The sequence below is a fragment of the Bradyrhizobium sp. SZCCHNR3119 genome (genome assembly GCF_032487775.1).
Taxonomy (GTDB): Bacteria; Pseudomonadota; Alphaproteobacteria; order Rhizobiales; family Xanthobacteraceae; genus Bradyrhizobium.
Genome location: NZ_JAUEUV010000001.1, coordinates 345,199 through 361,732, shown reverse-complemented (window position 1 = coordinate 361,732; position 16,534 = coordinate 345,199). Strand labels below are relative to the sequence as shown.

Sequence of the window (16,534 nt, the reverse complement as noted above, 5' to 3'; positions counted from 1 at the left end):
TGCTGCGTTGGAACGGTACCACGGCCATGACGGTGGCCGGACCAAAAGGGCTGATCATCGCCGCGCCGCGTTCCGGCGCCGGCAAGACCACGATCGCGCTTGGGCTGATGCGGGCCATGGTCCGGCGTGGAACGCGGGTCCAACCGTTCAAGTGCGGACCGGATTACATCGATCTCGCCTTCCATTCGGTTGCCGCCCGGCGGACGAGCTACAATCTCGACTGCTGGGCGATGTCGGCGCCGCAGCTTCGTCGGTTGGCGAGCGACACGACGGCCGGTGCCGATCTCGCCATCGTTGAAGGCGTCATGGGCTTGTTCGACGGCGCGCCGGGTTCGGGTCGTGCGGGCAGGGGCTCGGCAGCCGACTTGGCGGCGCTGCTTGGTTGGCCCGTCGTACTGGTCATCGACGTCAGCGGTCAGGCCGAGACGGCCGCCGCGGTCGCGCTCGGCTGCGCACGCTATCGCGACGACATCGAGATTGCCGGCGTGATCCTCAATCGCGTCGCCAGTGCGCGGCATCGCGCGTTGATCGAGCCCGCTTTCGTGCGGATCGGGATCAAGCTGCTGGGCGCCCTGATCCGCGACCAAGAGCTCGTGCTGCCGGAACGGCATCTTGGCCTGGTTCAGGCCCAGGAGATCGGATCGATCGAGCAGCATCTTGATCGTTTAGCGGATCGGATCTGCGAAACCACCGATCTCGACGTGATCAGTTCGTTGGCCCGGCCGATGGCGGGCGGGTCACATGATGCGGGCGCCGCAGGCTTCGGGATCAAGCCACCGGGGCAACGGATCGCGCTGGCCTCGGATGCTGCATTCTCCTTCAGCTATCCACATCTCACGCGCCATTGGCGTGAGTCAGGTGCCGAGATCGTGACCTTTTCACCGCTGGCGGACGAGGCCCCGGACGGGTCGGCCGATGCCGTATGGCTGCCGGGCGGCTATCCGGAACTGCATGCCGGCCGGCTGGCCGCGGCCGATCGTTTCCTCGGCGGCTTGCGGCTTGCGGCCGAGAGAGGGGCGCGCATCCACGGCGAATGCGGTGGCTACATGGTGTTGGGGACCGGCCTGGAGGATGCGCAGGGGGCTCGCCACGCCATGGCGGGTCTGCTGTCGCTCGAGACCTCCTTCGCCAAGCGGCGGCTCCATCTCGGCTACCGTCGCGCGCGGCTGCTCGCCGATTGCGCGCTCGGCGCACGGGATGCGATCGTGTTCGGCCACGAATTTCACTATGCTTCGATCTTGGCGGAAGCCGACGATCCGCTGATCGAGTGTTGTGATGCAGTGGGCGGCGCCATCGCAGAGCCGGGGGCGCGCCGCGGTCCGGTCAGCGGATCGTTTCTTCACGCCGTGAGCGGAGAGGCGTCATGAGCGAGCCGAAACCGGAGCCGCCGAAGTTCGACGCCGCGTTCAAGGATCGCTTTGCACAGCTGGTGCGCTGGCGGCGCGACGTCCGCCGCTTCCTGTCCGCGCCGGTGAGCCCGGAGCTGATCGAGCGGCTGCTGGCGCTCTCGTGCTACGCCCCCTCGGTCGGCTTCAGCCAGCCCTGGCGCTTCGTGCTGGTCGAAGATCCGAGACGGCGTGCCGCCATCGTAGCCAACTTCAAGGCCGCGAACCAGGCTGCGCTGGAAGGCTATCACGGCGAGCGGCGTGCGATCTACGCACGGCTGAAGCTGGAAGGGCTGACCCAGGCGCCGGTGCATCTCGTGGTCTGCGCCGACGAAGCGACCGAGACCGGCCATGGTCTCGGTCGCAAGACGATGCCGGAAATGCTGCGCTATTCCGTCGTCGCGGCGGTCCAGACCTTCTGGCTTGCGGCCCGCGCAGAAGGACTTGGGGTCGGCTGGGTTTCGATCCTCGATCCGCAGGCAGCCTGCAGTTCGCTCGACCTGCCGCCGGACTGGACGCTCATAGCCTATCTCTGCGTCGGCTGGCCGGAGGAGGAGCATGACGATCCGGAGTTGGAGCGTCATGGCTGGGAGGCGCGGCTGTGCGACGCCGCGGTCAAGCCGCTCAAACGTTGAGTTAGAGCATGATTCGGAAAAGTGGAAACCGGTTTTCCGAAAAGATCATACTCAATCAAAGAGATGAGATCATGATGCGATTCCTTGTAATCGCATCATGATCTAGGACGCGAGCGCGAGCGGCGGCGCTTCCACGACCACCGCTGCAATCGGTTGGGGTGCGGTGGCGCCAACGAGCTGAAAGCGCATGCCATGCAGCGTCACCGTCAGCGGAATGCCGCGGAAGTCGTCGTGGAAGGCTCGGATGCGGCGCTTCATCTCGGTCGCCGCGATGCCGGCGGGCATGTCGCACATCGCAGCATACATCTGCTTCGTGCTCTTGATGCCGTGCCACGCAACCTCCAACGCCGGCAGCGGCGCGCTTTCGCAGGCGATGTCGCGAGCCATGCGCCAGAACAGATAAGCGAGCCGCACGAACGCCATCTGTTCCAGGCCGCGGACTTCGATGCCGTCGGGAATGTCGAATTCTTCGAGGCCAACGATAGCGCCGCAATCCACGCGCGCTTCCATCACATGCGCGGTCGCACCGAAGCGTTTGACATCGTCGTAGAGTGCGAAATGGGCCGGAGCCCAGCCCGGATAGTCCGGCGGACCTGGATGGAAATTATAGGCGCCATGGCCGAGCGCGCGAAGGATGCGTGCCGGGACGATCACGCCCGTCGTAAATGCGACGAGCCGCGCGTTGGTGAGCACCGCGGGGTCGATGGCTTCGAGCTCGGCCAGGGTGACGGCGCAGCGGAACGACAGGCCCGGATTGTGCGCTTTGAGCAGTTCGGTCAAAGCCATCTGCTGGTCGCGGCTGCCGGTCAGAAGGATGATCGTGTTGAGCATGTGGCTTCGGGTCCTGAATTCAGCGGGGATTGCGCATCACGCGGGCCGGTTGCATCGCGGACTCGGAGGTCGCGAGCGAACGGAACAGATCACTCGGAAGATTCTGTGTGGGAGCGATCTCGATCACCCGGTTGTCGGCGAGGAATGCGGCCTCTTTTGCGACTTGCACATCGTCCTGCCAGGGGCAGAGCGACAGCTCGAGCCGCGCGAAGCCGCCGCAGTCGGCAGCGAACGCGCTGGTCACGGCCTGGATGCTGGCTGCGGTGGCGCGCGCTCCTGCGGCTTCGAAGTCGCGCAGGATCACGGTGACCGCCTTGTTCGATCGGACCGCCGAATTGAGCACGAGCAACGCGTCCCGTGCGCCGATGCGGCCGGCACGTCGCGCGGCCCGGACCCTATCGGCAAAGTCCGAATCCGGACCGAGATCTGCAGTCGTCGGTCTGAGATTATGGACGATCGTCGCGAGTTTCGCGCCGGCTTCGCCGGCGATGGCGTGATAGGCGCGGGGCAGCCAGAGCGTGTCGAGCGGAATTTGCGACGAGGTCAGGCTCCAGGCCTGGTCTAGCAGATAGGCTTCCCACACGGCAGGATAGGAATGGGCGAGGGTCTGCCATGTCCGCAGCATCGCTTCGGCGGCATTCGAGCGCCCGAAATACAGGGTGCGCGCCGACATCTCCCAGCCGTTCCACTTGTGGACGGCGAAATCGCAGGCCGCTTCGACCGGCAGTTCCGGTGCGGACTGCAGCATCGTGTCGGTATCGACGAATAGTAGCGGCTGAGCGTGCCGTTCCCACATGCGGGCAATGAAGTCGGCCTTCTCGAATGCGAGCATGCGGTCGTCGTGAACGCTGTCGATAGCCTCGACAATGAAGCTCAACCCGAGCCGCTCCAGCGAGCTCTTCAAATGGTAGGCCGTCATATCGCCGAGTGCACGGGGATAGCAGGACACGACGAGGGGGCCCTTAACCTGTGTCGCGCTGGCCGGTGACCTCCAGTGGAGGCCGCCCCACCAGAGTTCATGAGGGCCGTCGGCACCGCATGTGCCGACCGTTCCGAATTCCGACAGCTTGGACTTCAGGAAGTCGAAGGCGGGATTTTCGCCGAACGGGATCACGACCGCAGCCGTCGGATCCAACGAGCGGTATAATAGCTCCGCGCCTGCGCCGCTCGGTGGGTCTATCACGATGACAACACGGCCGCTTCCGGGGCGGGCGCCGCTTCCCCAGATCTCGGCGCGACCGAAGCTGCGTATCAGCCATTCGATCCGGCGATTTTGCGCATCGCCAAGCTTGACTCCTTGAGACTTCAACACCCCTCCAAGCGCTGTGCTGGTATCGTCGGTCCGGTCGGTGTTGCTGCCCATCATGCTCCTGGCTCCTCGGAGCTAGAACGGATCACGACGTCGGATCAGGCGGACTAATCATGTCGCCGTTGCCGTGCCTTGTTCGCCGAGTTGGGACGCGATCATTCGCCAGGGGTTCTCATCGGACGCGGCCGGTCGGCTGGTGCTAATCCGATCATGGTTGAGAGACGTGAGAGCGACGGTGTAGACACTGACATCGCCCTTGGCGGCCAGCACTGGAACGATGAGGCAGCCGTCCTCGCTCGTGGCGTGATAGTGGCGGCCCTGACGTTCGAGGTTTGCAAACGTCAGTCTATCGTCGGGAAGGGCTGTTACGTCGGCAGACTTGGCTGCCTCCGCGACGGTCTCGCCGCTCTGAACGGTGATGCCATGCAGAATTCCCGCGCGTGCAAATTTGGCGAGCGGCAGCACGATCATCTCGATCTTCATCCCGCGTGAGACTGGAATGCGGATCCTGATGTCGCCGAGCCCCGTCCGGTATAGGGTAATTTGTTCCATCGAAGCAGAACCGTCGGCCTTGAATAGGCCAACCTCGAGCCTGTCGCAGGCCGCTTCGCCAAACACGTCGGGCGGCAGCCGGTTGGCGCCGAACAGCGTGTAGAGATAGGAATGCGCGGGCGAGATCGAGGCGAGACTTCCGGCCAGCCACATCGGCGGCTCCTCGGCGGCGCACGCAGAGCTAAGGCCACGGGCGATCAGCTGATTATCGATGAAGCTTCTGTCGATCAACGGTTGCAGCGTAGCGGTCCCGAGATTGACGTCATGTTGGAAGCCTCCGAGCAAAGCGAGTTCGTCGTCATCCGGGAGCAACAGCAGGCGGGCCAAGGTCGCCGCGGTCCAGCGTGCCGAGACATCCGACGGGATGAATGGCTGGAGCCGATAGGTCGCCGCCAAATCGCGCGCAGCTGAGGCAAACGCGATGGCGCCGGCCTGGACTTCGGCCACGCATGCGAGCTGCGCGGCGGGAAGCGGATTGGTTTCGTGGAGGACGTCTCTGCCGCAATAGTCGCGGACGGATCCTTCCGCAGAGCTGCACAGCTGTTCGAGCAGCGCGACGTTACGGAGGAGGGCGCGCTTCATGTGCGGCGTCACGACGAGGTCGGAGATCAGGCCGCTGGCGCTGTCGCCTCGCGGGAGATCGTGAAATGCATCGTCGACGGAGAGCAGATAGGTGCCGTGCAGCCTGATCTTGACGCCTTCGCGGTCGAAGACGCGGCGCAAGGCCTTCTGCACGCTGCCGGAATAGCCGAGATCGACCAGCACCAGGTCTGTGCAGGAGTCGAACTCGGGAATTGCAGCACGGAGATAATCGAGCAGACGCGACCGCATGCCGGAGGCGAGTTGCATGCTTTCACGCCGGCTCATGAGGTCGGGAAGGGCGTCCGCAAGTTCCGAACCCTTGACGACACCATCGGAATGGGTGGCGAAGAAGTTGGCCACAGCCGGTGGCAGGACCTTGCTGATACCGAAGAAGCTGTGTGCGTCGAGTGCGGGAATCGTCTCAAGCAGTTTGCGCAGCGGCTCGAGCGTGTCGGCGGCGGCGATCACGGCCACGCGGCGGTTCACCTCGATGTAGTGGGCATCATCACGTCGGTTCTGCCAAACGCGATGCGAGAGAAAGCCGTCACGCCCGAGAAAGCCCAGGGCCACCTTTCCGCTGGCCTGCCTCAACGCAGCACAGCGGGATTCGATAAAGGCCTCGAATGCAGCCATGACCGGGCCGATCACCGTCATGCCGAGATGGAACGCGGGAGATCGTTCCGCGGTCTGGGCGGCGATCATTCGCCGCAAGGTGCGCAGCCCATGATCCAGTCGGGCCGGTCGGCCCGGCGACAAGAGCTCGAACAACGCGGCTTCCCGCTGCAGCTTGGAGGCCAATTGGGCGCTCGCCTGCGGATAGTAGCGGGGCCGAATGCCATGCCGGCGCGCACCCTGGATGTCCGCGCGCTCATTGTCTCCGATGTGAAACGACTTCGCCGGGTCGACCTTCTGCTCGGCAAGATATTTGGCGAACAGCTTTTCGCTCTTGCCGTGGCCATGCTCGCATGAGGCGTACAGAAAATCCCAGCTCAAGTCGGGACAGCAGTTGCGCAACAAATGAGCAAGCTGCTTCGTGGTCCAGTAGGTGTCCGAAATAAAGCCGACGCGAAAACCTTGCCGCTTCATTTCCAGATATTGCTGAAGCATGTCCGGGTTGGTGCGGCAGAGATCGAGCTCGGCGCGAAACTCGGCAACAGCCAGGTCGTTCAGAGCGTCGCGATCGAGTCCAAACAGCTTGAAAGGAAAGAAAGAATATATGTCGGTGATCCGGACTTCGGCCGATCCACGCTTCTTCTTGGCCTCATCGCGGGCGCGCGTTTCCGCGCGAATGCGATGCTGAGTGAAATGTTCTGTAACATTCGGATGCGTGACAGATAAGCCTGAGAGCTCATAAGTCCGTTCGAAAACGCCATCCGGCGTAGTGCAGGCGCGTACTACAAACGTATCGAAAACATCGAACGAGCACGCAGCAACAAGCTTCGCTCGACGCATTGCGCCGACCGCTGCGACCTTCATCTGAAAAATCCCCCGCTCCGTATGCTATTAACGGTCGGTCGCACCAAATCAGGCGCTCGAATTTCAAAAAAATCATCGCGCAGTTCAAAAACGCGCGCGTGACGACTGACAGATTCGAAAAATCGGATAGTTTTGAGTTCGTGATTCGGAAAAAATTGCCGAGTGCTGAGATCGCTTCGTGCGAGACTCTGCTCAGCAGAGCCGATCATCTTCCGCCTCGTGCGCCTGCCGCATGAGCCACGTAGAGTCCGCGTAACAGCTGCGTTTCCTGCTGATTTTCCTTTCCAGATGAATGTCCTGCGATGCGGACTGAATGCTTCACTTGGTCTCTGTTTGGACGGCGGCGTCGCTCCGTCCGGCATTTTTTGCCTGCAGGTGGGCAAAACATTCCCTCTAAGCTATTGAAAAATAACGAAAATAGTTCGCCTGACTTGCTCGCCTGCGGCGTTCAAGGGGTGGAAGCCGTTTGGAGTCTGTGCATTCGGCGCTGGGGGTTGGAGATTGAGGAATGAGCTACGCGCTTGATGTCTGGGCTCCCGCCGAGTTCGAGGCGGTCAAGGAACCGGCCCAGCAAGAGGTTGCGACGGTGCCTTGGCAAGAGTCGGCCGCAATCGTGCCGGACGGCGCGCCCCCCTGTAGCGATGCCGTATTCGACGAGGACAAGGATCTGCTCGATCGGCTGGCAACCGGGGATGAGACGGCTTTTCGGCAGCTCGTCGAGCGTCACATCGACCGCGCCTACGCGATCGCGTTGCGGATCGTCGGCAGCGCAGCCGATGCAGAGGATGTCGTGCAGGACACGATGTTGAAGGTCTGGACTCATCGGGGACGCTGGCAGCACGGCCGGGCGAAGTTCTCGACCTGGCTCTATCGTGTGGTGAGCAATCGCTGCATCGATCTGCGGCGCAAGCCGCGCACCGAGAATGTCGACGTCGTTCCGGAGGTTGCGGATTCCAAGCCTGACGCCAGCAGCGTCATCGAACGCGCCGAGATGAACGATCTGCTCGAGGCTGCGATGCAGAGGCTGCCTGAGCAGCAGCGCGTTGCAGTCATCCTGTCCTATCATGAGAATATGAGCAACGGCGAGATCGCCGACGTGATGGACACGACCATCGCCGCGGTGGAGTCGCTGCTCAAGCGCGGGCGCCAACAGCTGCGTGAATTGCTGCGTCGGCACGAGCGCGACATCCGCGGTGCGTTTACCGACTGCTAATCATAAGCTCCACGGCGGAAAGAATTTTCGCCTGATCCCGGCACGACTCTCCGTTTGATCGAACAGACGGGGCTGATCCGCACCGTCAGTCCTTCCACGATCCGGCCTGTCGCGCCGACCACTCAGGAGTCTTCACTGTGCCTGCAATTTCCACCAACGTTGCGGCCAACTCGGCCGTCCGCTACCTGAACATCAACTCGAACCAGGAAACAAGCGCTCTCTCGAAGCTGTCGAGCGGCTCGCGTATCACTTCAGCGTCCGACGACGCTGCCGGTCTCGCGATCTCCACCCGCATTTCCTCGGACATCACCACGCTGCAGCAGGCCGCGACCAACGTCTCCCAGGCAACGGCGATCCTGCAGACCGCCGACGGCGGGGCCTCCAACATCAGCGACATCCTGGCGCGCATGAAGTCGCTGGCCTCGGAATCGGATTCGGGCACCACGACCAACTCCAGCCGCACCTACATCCAGTCGGAGTTCTCGCAGTTGATCAGCCAGGTCAACTCGATCGCGTCGGGTACCCGTTACAGCGGCACCAGCCTGCTCGACGGCAGCAGCGCCACCTTCACGTCGGGCGTCGCCGTGATGGTCGGCTCTTCCAGCTCCGATACCATCAACATCACGCTCTCCAACCTGAGCTCGAGCTCTCTCGCGATCACCTCGCTCGACGTCAGCACCCAGAGCGGCGCCACCGCGGCCCTGTCGGCGCTCGACACCGCGATCGACACGGTCTCCAAGGCGCGCGCCGAGATCGGCGCGCAGGAATCGCGCTTCAACTTCAGCGCCGACTCGATCTCGACCCAGACCCAGAACCTGCAGTCCGCCAACTCGGCGATCAAGGACGTGGATATCGCCGCCGAGCAGGCGACGCTGTCGTCCGCCGAGGTGAAGACCCAGGCGGCCGTTTCGGCGGAAGCCGCGGCAAACCAGATGCCGCAATATCTGCTGAAGCTTCTCGGCTGATGTGCGATCTTCCGGGCCGGCGCGATGCCGGCCCGGCACTTGCTAAGGCGGGCCCCAAATCATGACAGTGAGCAGCGCGACCTCGGGCACGAGCAGTACGACGTCATCCTCGTCATCTTCGTCAAGCTCCAGCTCCGTCACGACATCAGGCACCAGCACGACCAGCTCCATCGACTGGACCGGTCTGATCGACTCCGCCGTCAATGCCAAGTTGACGCAGGCGACGCAGATCCAGACCAAGATCACCGCCAACCAGGCGAAAATCTCGGCCTACCAGACACTGCAGACTAATCTCAGCACGCTTTCGTCCGGCTTGGCCTCGCTGGCCACCTCGGTCGTCAATTCGCTCGCGACCAACGTTTTCGCAACCCGCGCGGCAACCCTCAGCTCGACCGGCGATGTGAGCGCCTCGTCAGCGCTGTCGATGTCGGTCAACAGTGGTGCGGCGACCGGTGATCACACGCTGACGATCAGCCAGATCGCGACGGCCCAGAAGGTCGCCGGCAGCAGCCAGTCCAGCCAGACCACCGCGCTCGGCTATTCCGGAACATTTACGCTCGGTCTTTCCGGGGGCAGCACAACGAGCATCACGGTGACGAGCAGCATGACTCTGCAGGACGTCGCCGACGCGATCAATGCCCAGACTTCCACCACGAATGTACAGGCATCGATCCTCCAGGTTTCGACCGGCTCCTACGAATTGGTGCTGACCGGAACCCAGGATGCCGCCAATATCACCTATTCGAGCACGTCCGGCGACGACATTTTGAACAAGCTTGGCGTAACCGACAGCTCGGGGGCGTTCTCGACGGTGCTGCAGACGGCGCAGGCGGCGAATTTCACCCTCGATGGTGTCTCATTGACCCGCGACACCAACGACGTTTCGGACGTGCTGAGCGGGGTTACCTTCAACCTGCTGCAGGCCACCCCGAGCGGCACCTCGATCGACGTCAGCATCGGCACGGATACGAGCCAGATTCAGTCAGCTCTGCAAACTTTCGTGACGAACTACAACGCGTTTCGGGACGCTGTGATCGCTCAACAGGCCACGAATTCAGACGGTACCGCCTCGTCGAGCGCGGTGCTGTTCGGCGACGGCACCATGCGCGACATCATGAACCAACTCCAGAGTGTGCTGAGCACTTCGGTAGGCGGCATGACGATGGCTGATCTCGGCCTTTCTTTCAACAGCAAGAACGAACTGCAGCTTGACACCGGGACGTTGTCGACGATCCTCAGCACCAATCTGAGTGGTGTGACGGCGCTGTTGTCGGCACAGACGACGACGTCGTCCAGTCAGCTTAGCGTCGTCAACACCGGAACCTCGCCGCAATCGTTTACGCTCGACGTGGCCGTCGATTCCTCGGGCAATCTCACCTCGGCCTCGGTTGGAGGGGATAGCTCGCTATTCACGATCAGCGGTAACACCATTATCGGCAATTCTGGAACCATCTATGCGGGAATGGCCTTCACTTATACCGGTTCGACCTCACAATCGATCACGGTGACGTCGACCCAGGGCCTTGCCACGCAGATCTATCAGCTCGCAAAGGATGCTTCGGGCACCAGTGGCTCCTTGCAGACGCTGATCGATAATCTGACGAGCCAGGACGATACGATGACCAGCAAGGTCAACGATATCGAGAGTGCTGCGTCGACATATAAGGCCCAGCTCCAGACGCAATACGCCAAGTATCAAGCCGCGATTCAGAGCGCAAACAACACGCTGACCTATCTCAAAGCTCTTCTCAATGTGAATTCGAGTAACTGATGACACAGAGTTCGATGGCCTATCGCGCCAACCAGGCCTACCGCGGTGCAGCCGTTGCAGTTCCGCCGCTCAAAGCCGTGATCATGCTGCTCAACGGCGCCGCCATGTACTTGCAGAAATCGCTGCACGCCCAGGAGGCGCGACGTTTCGAGGAAGGGCATGAACACTTGACGCGGGCAACCGCCATCCTGCGTGGTTTGAGCCACCATCTCGATTCGGTCCGTGGCGGTGCGGTCGCGGAGCGGTTGTTCCGGACCTACAATTCGCTGATTTTGGCGGCCTTGCGCTCGTATGGTCGCCCGCACATGCGGGAAAACTTCCAACGCATCATCGCAAGCATTGCCGAACTGCGGGATGCCTGGGAGGCAACCGATGCCGCGACCAAGGGTGGGCCACGCTCTGCCGGGCATTCGATCCCGCGACGTTGACGGTCGCCTTGCGGCGCAACTGAGCGCCGCTCTGGCCGGCTGGCCTGATTCGCGGACCTCGGCGAATCGGGTCTGGGAGGGGCTCGCCCCCGTCCGCGGTTTGGGTCGCGATTGTGCATCGTAGTGTGCATTTATGCTGCCGGTTCGCTTGGATTGAGGTATCATGTTAGGGGGGTCTGCTGCGACAAGTGATATCAATTTCGTGTTGCCCACGAATGGTTTATGACGCTCCGGGAGACGCTGGATTGGGCGGACGATGGACGTCAGGGAATTCGAAGATCTGATCGATCGATTGGGAGAGGACGTCTCCTGCTGGCCCGAAGGGCAGCGTCAGATTGCAGCAGAATTATTGGCATCATCGCCGGAAGCACGCGCGCTGCTCGAAGAGGCGCGCGCGTTGCGTCAGGCACTTTCGTCGCCAGCGGTTCGCGCGCCGGCCGGTCTGGCCGACCGAATCGTCGCTGCGGCGGGCCGGCTCGAGGCGGTGACGCCAGCGGCGGACGAGGGGACGGTTGAGGCCGTCGTCGACGCGCCGCATCCGGGCTGATCGCTTCCAGGGCGCATAGGCTTCGCCGGCGCCTTACCGGACGCGACGTCGCGTCCATGTTTCTTATTTTAATCCATTCTGTTTGGGCACCGTGCTGCCGGTCTCGACAGGGCCGAGTCGATCGGTTTTTTTGCCGCCTGCATGGCGGCGCGGCGGCAAATTCTGCCGTCTTATCAAATAATTCCGCCCAATCTTTCTCCGCCTGAATTCGGCGTGCCGTCCGTTTGATCTGCAAACGCCGCCATGATCGCAAGCTTGCGACGTGGCCCGGCGCGTGAGCCACACGAGCAGGTCCGGAGTTTGCCATGACGGTTTCGGCAACGAGTTCAACGACCTCGAATTCATCAACGTCGTCCTCCAGTTCGTCGTCGAGCACGGCGATGAGTTCGACCGATTTCTTGAAGTTGCTCGTCAGCGAACTGCAGAACCAGGATCCGCTGAATGCGACGAGCGTCACGGACTTCGTCAACCAGATGACGTCCTACGCCACCTTCACCGAGCAATCGGCGACCAACACCAGCATGAGCTCGCTGGCGAGCTCATTCTCCAGCCTGGTGACGCTGAATTCGGTCAACTACATCGGCCACACGGTCGAGGCGAAGAGCGATACTGCGACGCTGTCCAACGGATCGGCGACCTACGGTTATTCGTTGTCCTCAGTCGCCTCCAACGTGTCGATCTCGATCAAGGACTCCTCCGGCAACACTGTCTGGACCGGCACCGGAACCGGCAATGCGGGGTCTAACTCGTTCACCTGGGACGGCAAAGACTCATCCGGCAATCAGCTCAGTGACGGCGGACAGTACACGATCTCGGTGTCGGCGACCAACGCAGCCGGCACTTCGGTCCTCAACTACACGACGATCACGGGCACCGTGACCGGTATCGACACCTCGACCAGCACGCCCTCGCTTACCGTGAGCGGCGCGTCGGTCAGTGCCGCGAACATCATCGGCGTAACCTCCTGACAGCATTATTCGGAGTTGGATTATGAGTCTTTCTGGAGCACTTTCCTCGGCGATTTCTGCGCTCAATGCGCAGAGCTCGTCGCTTGCGATGATCAGCGACAACATCGCCAATGCCGATACGACGGGCTACAAGACCACCTCGGGGATGTTCGATCAGCTGGTAACGGGAACGAGCGGCAAAGCCTATTCGTCCGGCGGCGTCGCCGTATCCGGTCGCTCCAATATCACGCAACAAGGACTGTTGTCGGCTACGACAAATGCCACGGACGTTGCGATCTCTGGCTCCGGCTTCTTCGTCGTGACCAATTCTCTCAATGCAGGGGGATCCACGTCCTATACGCGAAATGGCGCGTTCACGACCGACAACAGCGGCTATCTCGTCAATAACGGTTACTATCTGGAAGGATATCGCACCGACGCCAACGGCAACGTCGTTGGCAGCGGGCTCGAGCCGGTCAAGACCGATATCGCGAAGTCGAACGGCGGTGCCACGACCAAGTCGACAATTACCGCCAATTTGCCGTCGGATGCGGTCGTCAACACCTCCACGACAACGACGCCGACGGACGGCAGCTCGTTCAGCAGCTCGATGACGGTGTACGATTCCTTAGGAGACGCGCACACGCTCGACGTCACCTGGACCAAAACCGCGAGTAACACGTGGAGCGCGACTTTCGCGCCGGCGAACGCCTCCGACGTCAGCTCGATCGGAGTCAATGGCGGCGCCGCCACCTATACGATCACGTTCAACGGTGACGGCTCCCTCAGCACCGTCTCGCCGACGGATGCCACCACGGGTGAGGTGGATCCCCTCAACATCCAGTGGACTGACGGCGCCAATAGCAGCGCGATCTCGATGAATTTCGGTACGCAGAACGGCGGCACGAATGGCCTGACCCAGCTGTCATCGGGCAGCACCACGCCGAGCGTCACTGACTTCAGCGCCAACTCGGACGGTACCGCGCTGGGTACGCTGACCAACGTATCGATCGGCCAGGGAGGCGTCGTCGAGGCGACTTATTCGAACGGCCAGACCGTTCCGATCTACAAGGTGGCCGTCGCGACTTTCGCCGATCCGAATGGTCTGCAGGCCCATAGCGACGGCATGTATACCGCGACTGCGGACTCCGGCACGGCAAAGCTACAGACCTCGGGAGAGGGCAGCGCCGGCACCGTCTATGGCAGCGAGCTTGAATCGAGCACGACCGACACCACAGGCCAGTTCAGCAACATGATCTCGGCTCAGCAGGCCTATTCGGCGGCATCCCAGGTCGTCACGTCGGTGAACAAGATGTTCGACACCCTGATCTCGGCGATGAGGTGATCATGGCCGATCTGAAGGAAGAACGGCTCGGTGAGGGCGAGGCATTGCTGCGCCGGTTGCGCCGGCTGAAGATCCGTGCGGCTGGGGTTCACGGTGCGGATCGAATGCAGTTGCTCGCGCTGATCGACGATATCGAGACGGTACGTCGCAAGCTGCTGCGCGAGTGTGCGCTGCTCGACGAGGAACGGAAGCTGGCGGCGGTCAGGGTCGCGGCATTGAACACTTATGCGCGTGTGGCGCGGACGGCCGGCTCGCCGCAGCGGAACGGTCATTGAGAACGATACGGGAGCGACAAGATGAATCCAGCAATCCAGGCCGCACCCGGCCACGGCGGCGATGATGGTGTGAAATCGTTGATCGCATTGATCGACGAATTGGTGGCGGTGGTGTCCGAGGAGAACTTGGAGCTTGCCAAAGGCCTGCCGGCGTCGCGTTCGAAGCAGCTCGACGACAAGAACCGTCTTGCGGGTCTGTTTGAGCAGCGCGTCGCCGAATGCGCGGCAAGGACCGCGAGCCTGCATGTCCAGGATCGGGTCCTGCGCGAGCAGCTGATGGAGCGGATCCTGAACCTGCGGGTGGCCATGGACGAGAATCTGATGCGGCTGCGGGCGGCGATCGAGGCGAGCAATCGCCGGATCGAGGCGGTCATGCAGGCGATCCGTGAGCAGATCGCCAGCGTCTCGCCCTACGGATCGGGCGGTCGCCGCACCGCGCGTGCGGTATCCTACGGGACGAATGTTCAAGCCTGAGGCGCGGATAGGAGTGGAGCAAAAGCGATGTCGCTCGATGTTGCACGGCTGATCGCGTTCAGCGGAATCATGGCGACAGAGACGCAGATCAGCGTGGCGTCGTCGAACATCTCGAACGCAGATACGGCGGGCTATACCAAGAAGACTGCCGATCAGACCACCAGTGTGACGGGCGGTGTCGGCACCGGAGTAACCATCACCGGGATCAGCAGCAATGTCGACAAGCTGTTGTTGAAGTCGTTGATCTCTGCCACGTCCGATCTCGGCTCGGCCGACACCACCAACAATTACATGACGCAGCTCGAGCAGCTGTTCGGCCGCGCATCAAGCTCAGGTACCTCGACCTCGGGCACTTCGGTCGCCAATTCTCTGGCGTCGTTGGAGTCAGCGCTGTCGTCGCTGGCGAGTTCACCCAGCAGCGTCTCGCTGCAGTCGGCGGTGGTGAGCGCGCTCGACGATGTGGCCTCCCAATTGCGCGATACCTCGCAGGGCATCCAGACTCTGCGGTCAAACGCGGATCAGGACATCGGCTCGTCGGTGACCAGCATCAATAGCGACCTGAAGCAGATCGCCGACCTGAACGTCCAGATCAGGAAGATGGGCGCGGCCGGACAATCGACCGCGGATCTTGAGGATCAGCGAAATTCGGCACTGAAAGACCTGTCGTCCTATATGAACGTGAGCTACTACACGGCATCGAACGGGGACTTGCAGGTCTACACGTCGTCGGGGCGAGCGCTCGTGGATTCGTCGGCGCATACACTGAGTTATTCGACGTCGGCAAATGTCACCGCGTCGACCAGCTATAGCTCGGGCGGCTTCAGCGGGATCACGGTCGACGGGGTCGACATCACCTCGCAGATCACTTCAGGCAAGATTGGCGCGTTGATCACGCTGCGTGACCAGACGTTGCCGGCCGAACAGTCGCAGCTCGACCAACTTGCGACGCAGTTGAAATCGACGCTGAACGCGATCACCAACGGGGCATCCTCGGTGCCGGCGCCGACCAGTCTGACCGGTACGGCGTCGGTCACGAGCACGGATGCCTTGTCGGCGACCGGTTCGGTCCGGATTGCGGTCTCCGACCAGAGCGGCAATCTGGTTTCCTATCAAGATCTCGACCTGTCATCCTACTCGACGGTCGGCGATCTCGTGACGGCGCTGAACGGCATCTCCGGCGTCTCGGCATCGATCGATTCCAGCGGGCATCTGGTGATCGGTTCGACCACGTCCGGCGACGGCGTGGCCATCAACGACATGACGAGCTCGGTGAGCGGGGTAGGCTTCTCCGACTATTTCGGGATGAACGATCTGGTCACCGGGACCGGCGCCTCCGACTTCGCGGTTCGGAGCAGCATCTTGTCCGGCAGTTCGGGGCTGCCGACGGATACGCTCGATGGCTCCGCCACGTTGACGACGGGCAGTCAGGTGTTGACCTCCGGTTCGGCGACCGTCATCAACAGTATCTACAACGCGTTGACCGGCTCCAGAAGCTTTTCGGCTGCCGGTGGGCTGAGCGCCACCACCGGCTCTTTCGCCAACTATGCCGCAGCGATCGTGGCCAATGTCGCCAGTAAGGCGTCGCAAGCGTCCTCGGCGTATACGGCAAAGACGACTGCGCAATCCACTTACGCAAGTTCGCTATCCTCGGAGACTGGCGTCAATATCGATGAGGAGACGGCGCGGATCAGCGCGCTGCAAAACAAATACGCGGCGGCCTCGCAGCTGATCTCGGCGGTCAACAGCATGTTCTCGTCGCTCATCACCGCGATGCAGTCGGGTTAGTTAGTCGGGACGAG

16 protein-coding genes are annotated in these 16,534 nt (G+C 62.1%); 12 read left to right on the top strand and 4 right to left on the bottom strand.

Annotated features, from left to right (window positions below):
- Positions 1-26: 26 nt before the first annotated feature.
- On the top strand, positions 27-1,367 hold the full coding sequence (locus tag QX034_RS01770) for a cobyrinate a,c-diamide synthase (protein WP_315745359.1): 1,341 nt from the start codon (positions 27-29) through the stop codon (positions 1,365-1,367).
- Entirely contained in the window at positions 1,364-2,020 is a 657-nt protein-coding gene (gene bluB / locus QX034_RS01765) for a 5,6-dimethylbenzimidazole synthase (protein WP_315705546.1), read from the top strand. Before QX034_RS01770 ends, bluB begins: the two co-directional genes overlap by 4 nt.
- A gap of 102 nt (positions 2,021-2,122) precedes the next feature.
- Here bluB and QX034_RS01760 read toward each other — a convergent pair whose 3' ends face one another.
- The 3 genes from QX034_RS01760 to QX034_RS01750 are packed head-to-tail and all read right to left on the bottom strand — an operon-like array spanning position 2,123 to position 6,746.
- Positions 2,123-2,851 (bottom strand): formyltransferase family protein, encoded by a 729-nt coding sequence (locus QX034_RS01760; protein ID WP_315705547.1) that lies wholly within the window; start codon positions 2,849-2,851, stop codon positions 2,123-2,125.
- A 19-nt stretch (positions 2,852-2,870) separates the two neighbouring features.
- Positions 2,871-4,217, bottom strand: a complete 1,347-nt coding sequence (locus tag QX034_RS01755; RefSeq protein WP_315705548.1) for a hypothetical protein — start codon at positions 4,215-4,217, stop codon at positions 2,871-2,873.
- Between the two features lie 54 nt (positions 4,218-4,271).
- Positions 4,272-6,746 (bottom strand): HAD family hydrolase, encoded by a 2,475-nt coding sequence (locus QX034_RS01750; RefSeq protein WP_409997634.1) that lies wholly within the window; start codon positions 6,744-6,746, stop codon positions 4,272-4,274.
- 532 nt (positions 6,747-7,278) lie between these two features.
- On the opposite strand from QX034_RS01750, the gene QX034_RS01740 reads away from it, so the two are divergent.
- Positions 7,279-7,983 (top strand): RNA polymerase sigma factor, encoded by a 705-nt coding sequence (locus QX034_RS01740; RefSeq protein WP_315705551.1) that lies wholly within the window; start codon positions 7,279-7,281, stop codon positions 7,981-7,983.
- A gap of 137 nt (positions 7,984-8,120) precedes the next feature.
- Positions 8,121-8,948: a flagellin gene (locus tag QX034_RS01735; RefSeq protein WP_315705552.1), complete on the top strand. Its 828-nt coding sequence runs from the start codon at positions 8,121-8,123 to the stop codon at positions 8,946-8,948.
- 42 nt (positions 8,949-8,990) lie between these two features.
- Here QX034_RS01735 and QX034_RS01730 read toward each other — a convergent pair whose 3' ends face one another.
- Complete coding sequence (locus QX034_RS01730) at positions 8,991-9,158, bottom strand: hypothetical protein (RefSeq protein ID WP_315705553.1); 168 nt, start codon at positions 9,156-9,158, stop codon at positions 8,991-8,993.
- A gap of 1 nt (position 9,159) precedes the next feature.
- Between QX034_RS01730 and fliD the strand changes: the two genes are divergently transcribed.
- The 8 genes from fliD (at position 9,160) to flgK (ending at position 16,520) form a co-directional block, all read left to right on the top strand.
- Entirely contained in the window at positions 9,160-10,719 is a 1,560-nt protein-coding gene (gene fliD / locus QX034_RS01725) for a flagellar filament capping protein FliD (RefSeq protein ID WP_315705554.1), read from the top strand.
- A complete protein-coding gene (locus QX034_RS01720) occupies positions 10,719-11,147 on the top strand; it encodes a flagellar export chaperone FliS (RefSeq protein WP_315705555.1) in 429 nt (142 codons plus the stop codon). Before fliD ends, QX034_RS01720 begins: the two co-directional genes overlap by 1 nt.
- A gap of 256 nt (positions 11,148-11,403) precedes the next feature.
- Positions 11,404-11,694, top strand: coding sequence for a hypothetical protein (locus QX034_RS01715; RefSeq protein WP_315705556.1), 291 nt, complete (start codon positions 11,404-11,406; stop codon positions 11,692-11,694).
- Positions 11,695-11,999: 305 nt separating this feature from the next.
- Positions 12,000-12,662 (top strand): flagellar hook assembly protein FlgD, encoded by a 663-nt coding sequence (locus QX034_RS01710; RefSeq protein ID WP_315727865.1) that lies wholly within the window; start codon positions 12,000-12,002, stop codon positions 12,660-12,662.
- Positions 12,663-12,684: 22 nt separating this feature from the next.
- The gene (flgE, locus tag QX034_RS01705) at positions 12,685-13,986 is read left to right on the top strand and encodes a flagellar hook protein FlgE (protein ID WP_315705558.1); all 1,302 of its coding nucleotides are present in this window, start codon (positions 12,685-12,687) and stop codon (positions 13,984-13,986) included.
- 2 nt (positions 13,987-13,988) lie between these two features.
- On the top strand, positions 13,989-14,261 hold the full coding sequence (locus QX034_RS01700) for a hypothetical protein (RefSeq protein ID WP_315727867.1): 273 nt from the start codon (positions 13,989-13,991) through the stop codon (positions 14,259-14,261).
- Between the two features lie 21 nt (positions 14,262-14,282).
- Positions 14,283-14,735, top strand: coding sequence for a flagellar protein FlgN (locus tag QX034_RS01695; protein ID WP_315727869.1), 453 nt, complete (start codon positions 14,283-14,285; stop codon positions 14,733-14,735).
- Positions 14,736-14,762: 27 nt separating this feature from the next.
- Positions 14,763-16,520 carry a flagellar hook-associated protein FlgK gene (gene flgK / locus QX034_RS01690; RefSeq protein WP_315727871.1) on the top strand — a complete coding sequence of 586 codons (1,758 nt, stop codon included), beginning with the start codon at positions 14,763-14,765 and terminating at the stop codon, positions 16,518-16,520.
- Positions 16,521-16,534 lie beyond the last annotated feature (14 nt).

Coding starts and splice junctions, on each gene's coding strand:
- QX034_RS01715 (WP_315705556.1), top strand. CDS start 11,404: ATGGACGTCAGGGAATTCGAAGATCTGATCGATCGATTGGGAGAGGAC.
- bluB (WP_315705546.1), top strand. CDS start 1,364: ATGAGCGAGCCGAAACCGGAGCCGCCGAAGTTCGACGCCGCGTTCAAG.
- QX034_RS01740 (WP_315705551.1), top strand. CDS start 7,279: ATGAGCTACGCGCTTGATGTCTGGGCTCCCGCCGAGTTCGAGGCGGTC.
- QX034_RS01760 (WP_315705547.1), bottom strand. CDS start 2,851: ATGCTCAACACGATCATCCTTCTGACCGGCAGCCGCGACCAGCAGATG.
- QX034_RS01695 (WP_315727869.1), top strand. CDS start 14,283: ATGAATCCAGCAATCCAGGCCGCACCCGGCCACGGCGGCGATGATGGT.
- QX034_RS01755 (WP_315705548.1), bottom strand. CDS start 4,217: ATGATGGGCAGCAACACCGACCGGACCGACGATACCAGCACAGCGCTT.
- QX034_RS01770 (WP_315745359.1), top strand. CDS start 27: ATGACGGTGGCCGGACCAAAAGGGCTGATCATCGCCGCGCCGCGTTCC.
- flgE (WP_315705558.1), top strand. CDS start 12,685: ATGAGTCTTTCTGGAGCACTTTCCTCGGCGATTTCTGCGCTCAATGCG.
- QX034_RS01720 (WP_315705555.1), top strand. CDS start 10,719: ATGACACAGAGTTCGATGGCCTATCGCGCCAACCAGGCCTACCGCGGT.
- QX034_RS01750 (WP_409997634.1), bottom strand. CDS start 6,746: ATGCGTCGAGCGAAGCTTGTTGCTGCGTGCTCGTTCGATGTTTTCGAT.
- QX034_RS01710 (WP_315727865.1), top strand. CDS start 12,000: ATGACGGTTTCGGCAACGAGTTCAACGACCTCGAATTCATCAACGTCG.
- flgK (WP_315727871.1), top strand. CDS start 14,763: ATGTCGCTCGATGTTGCACGGCTGATCGCGTTCAGCGGAATCATGGCG.
- QX034_RS01700 (WP_315727867.1), top strand. CDS start 13,989: ATGGCCGATCTGAAGGAAGAACGGCTCGGTGAGGGCGAGGCATTGCTG.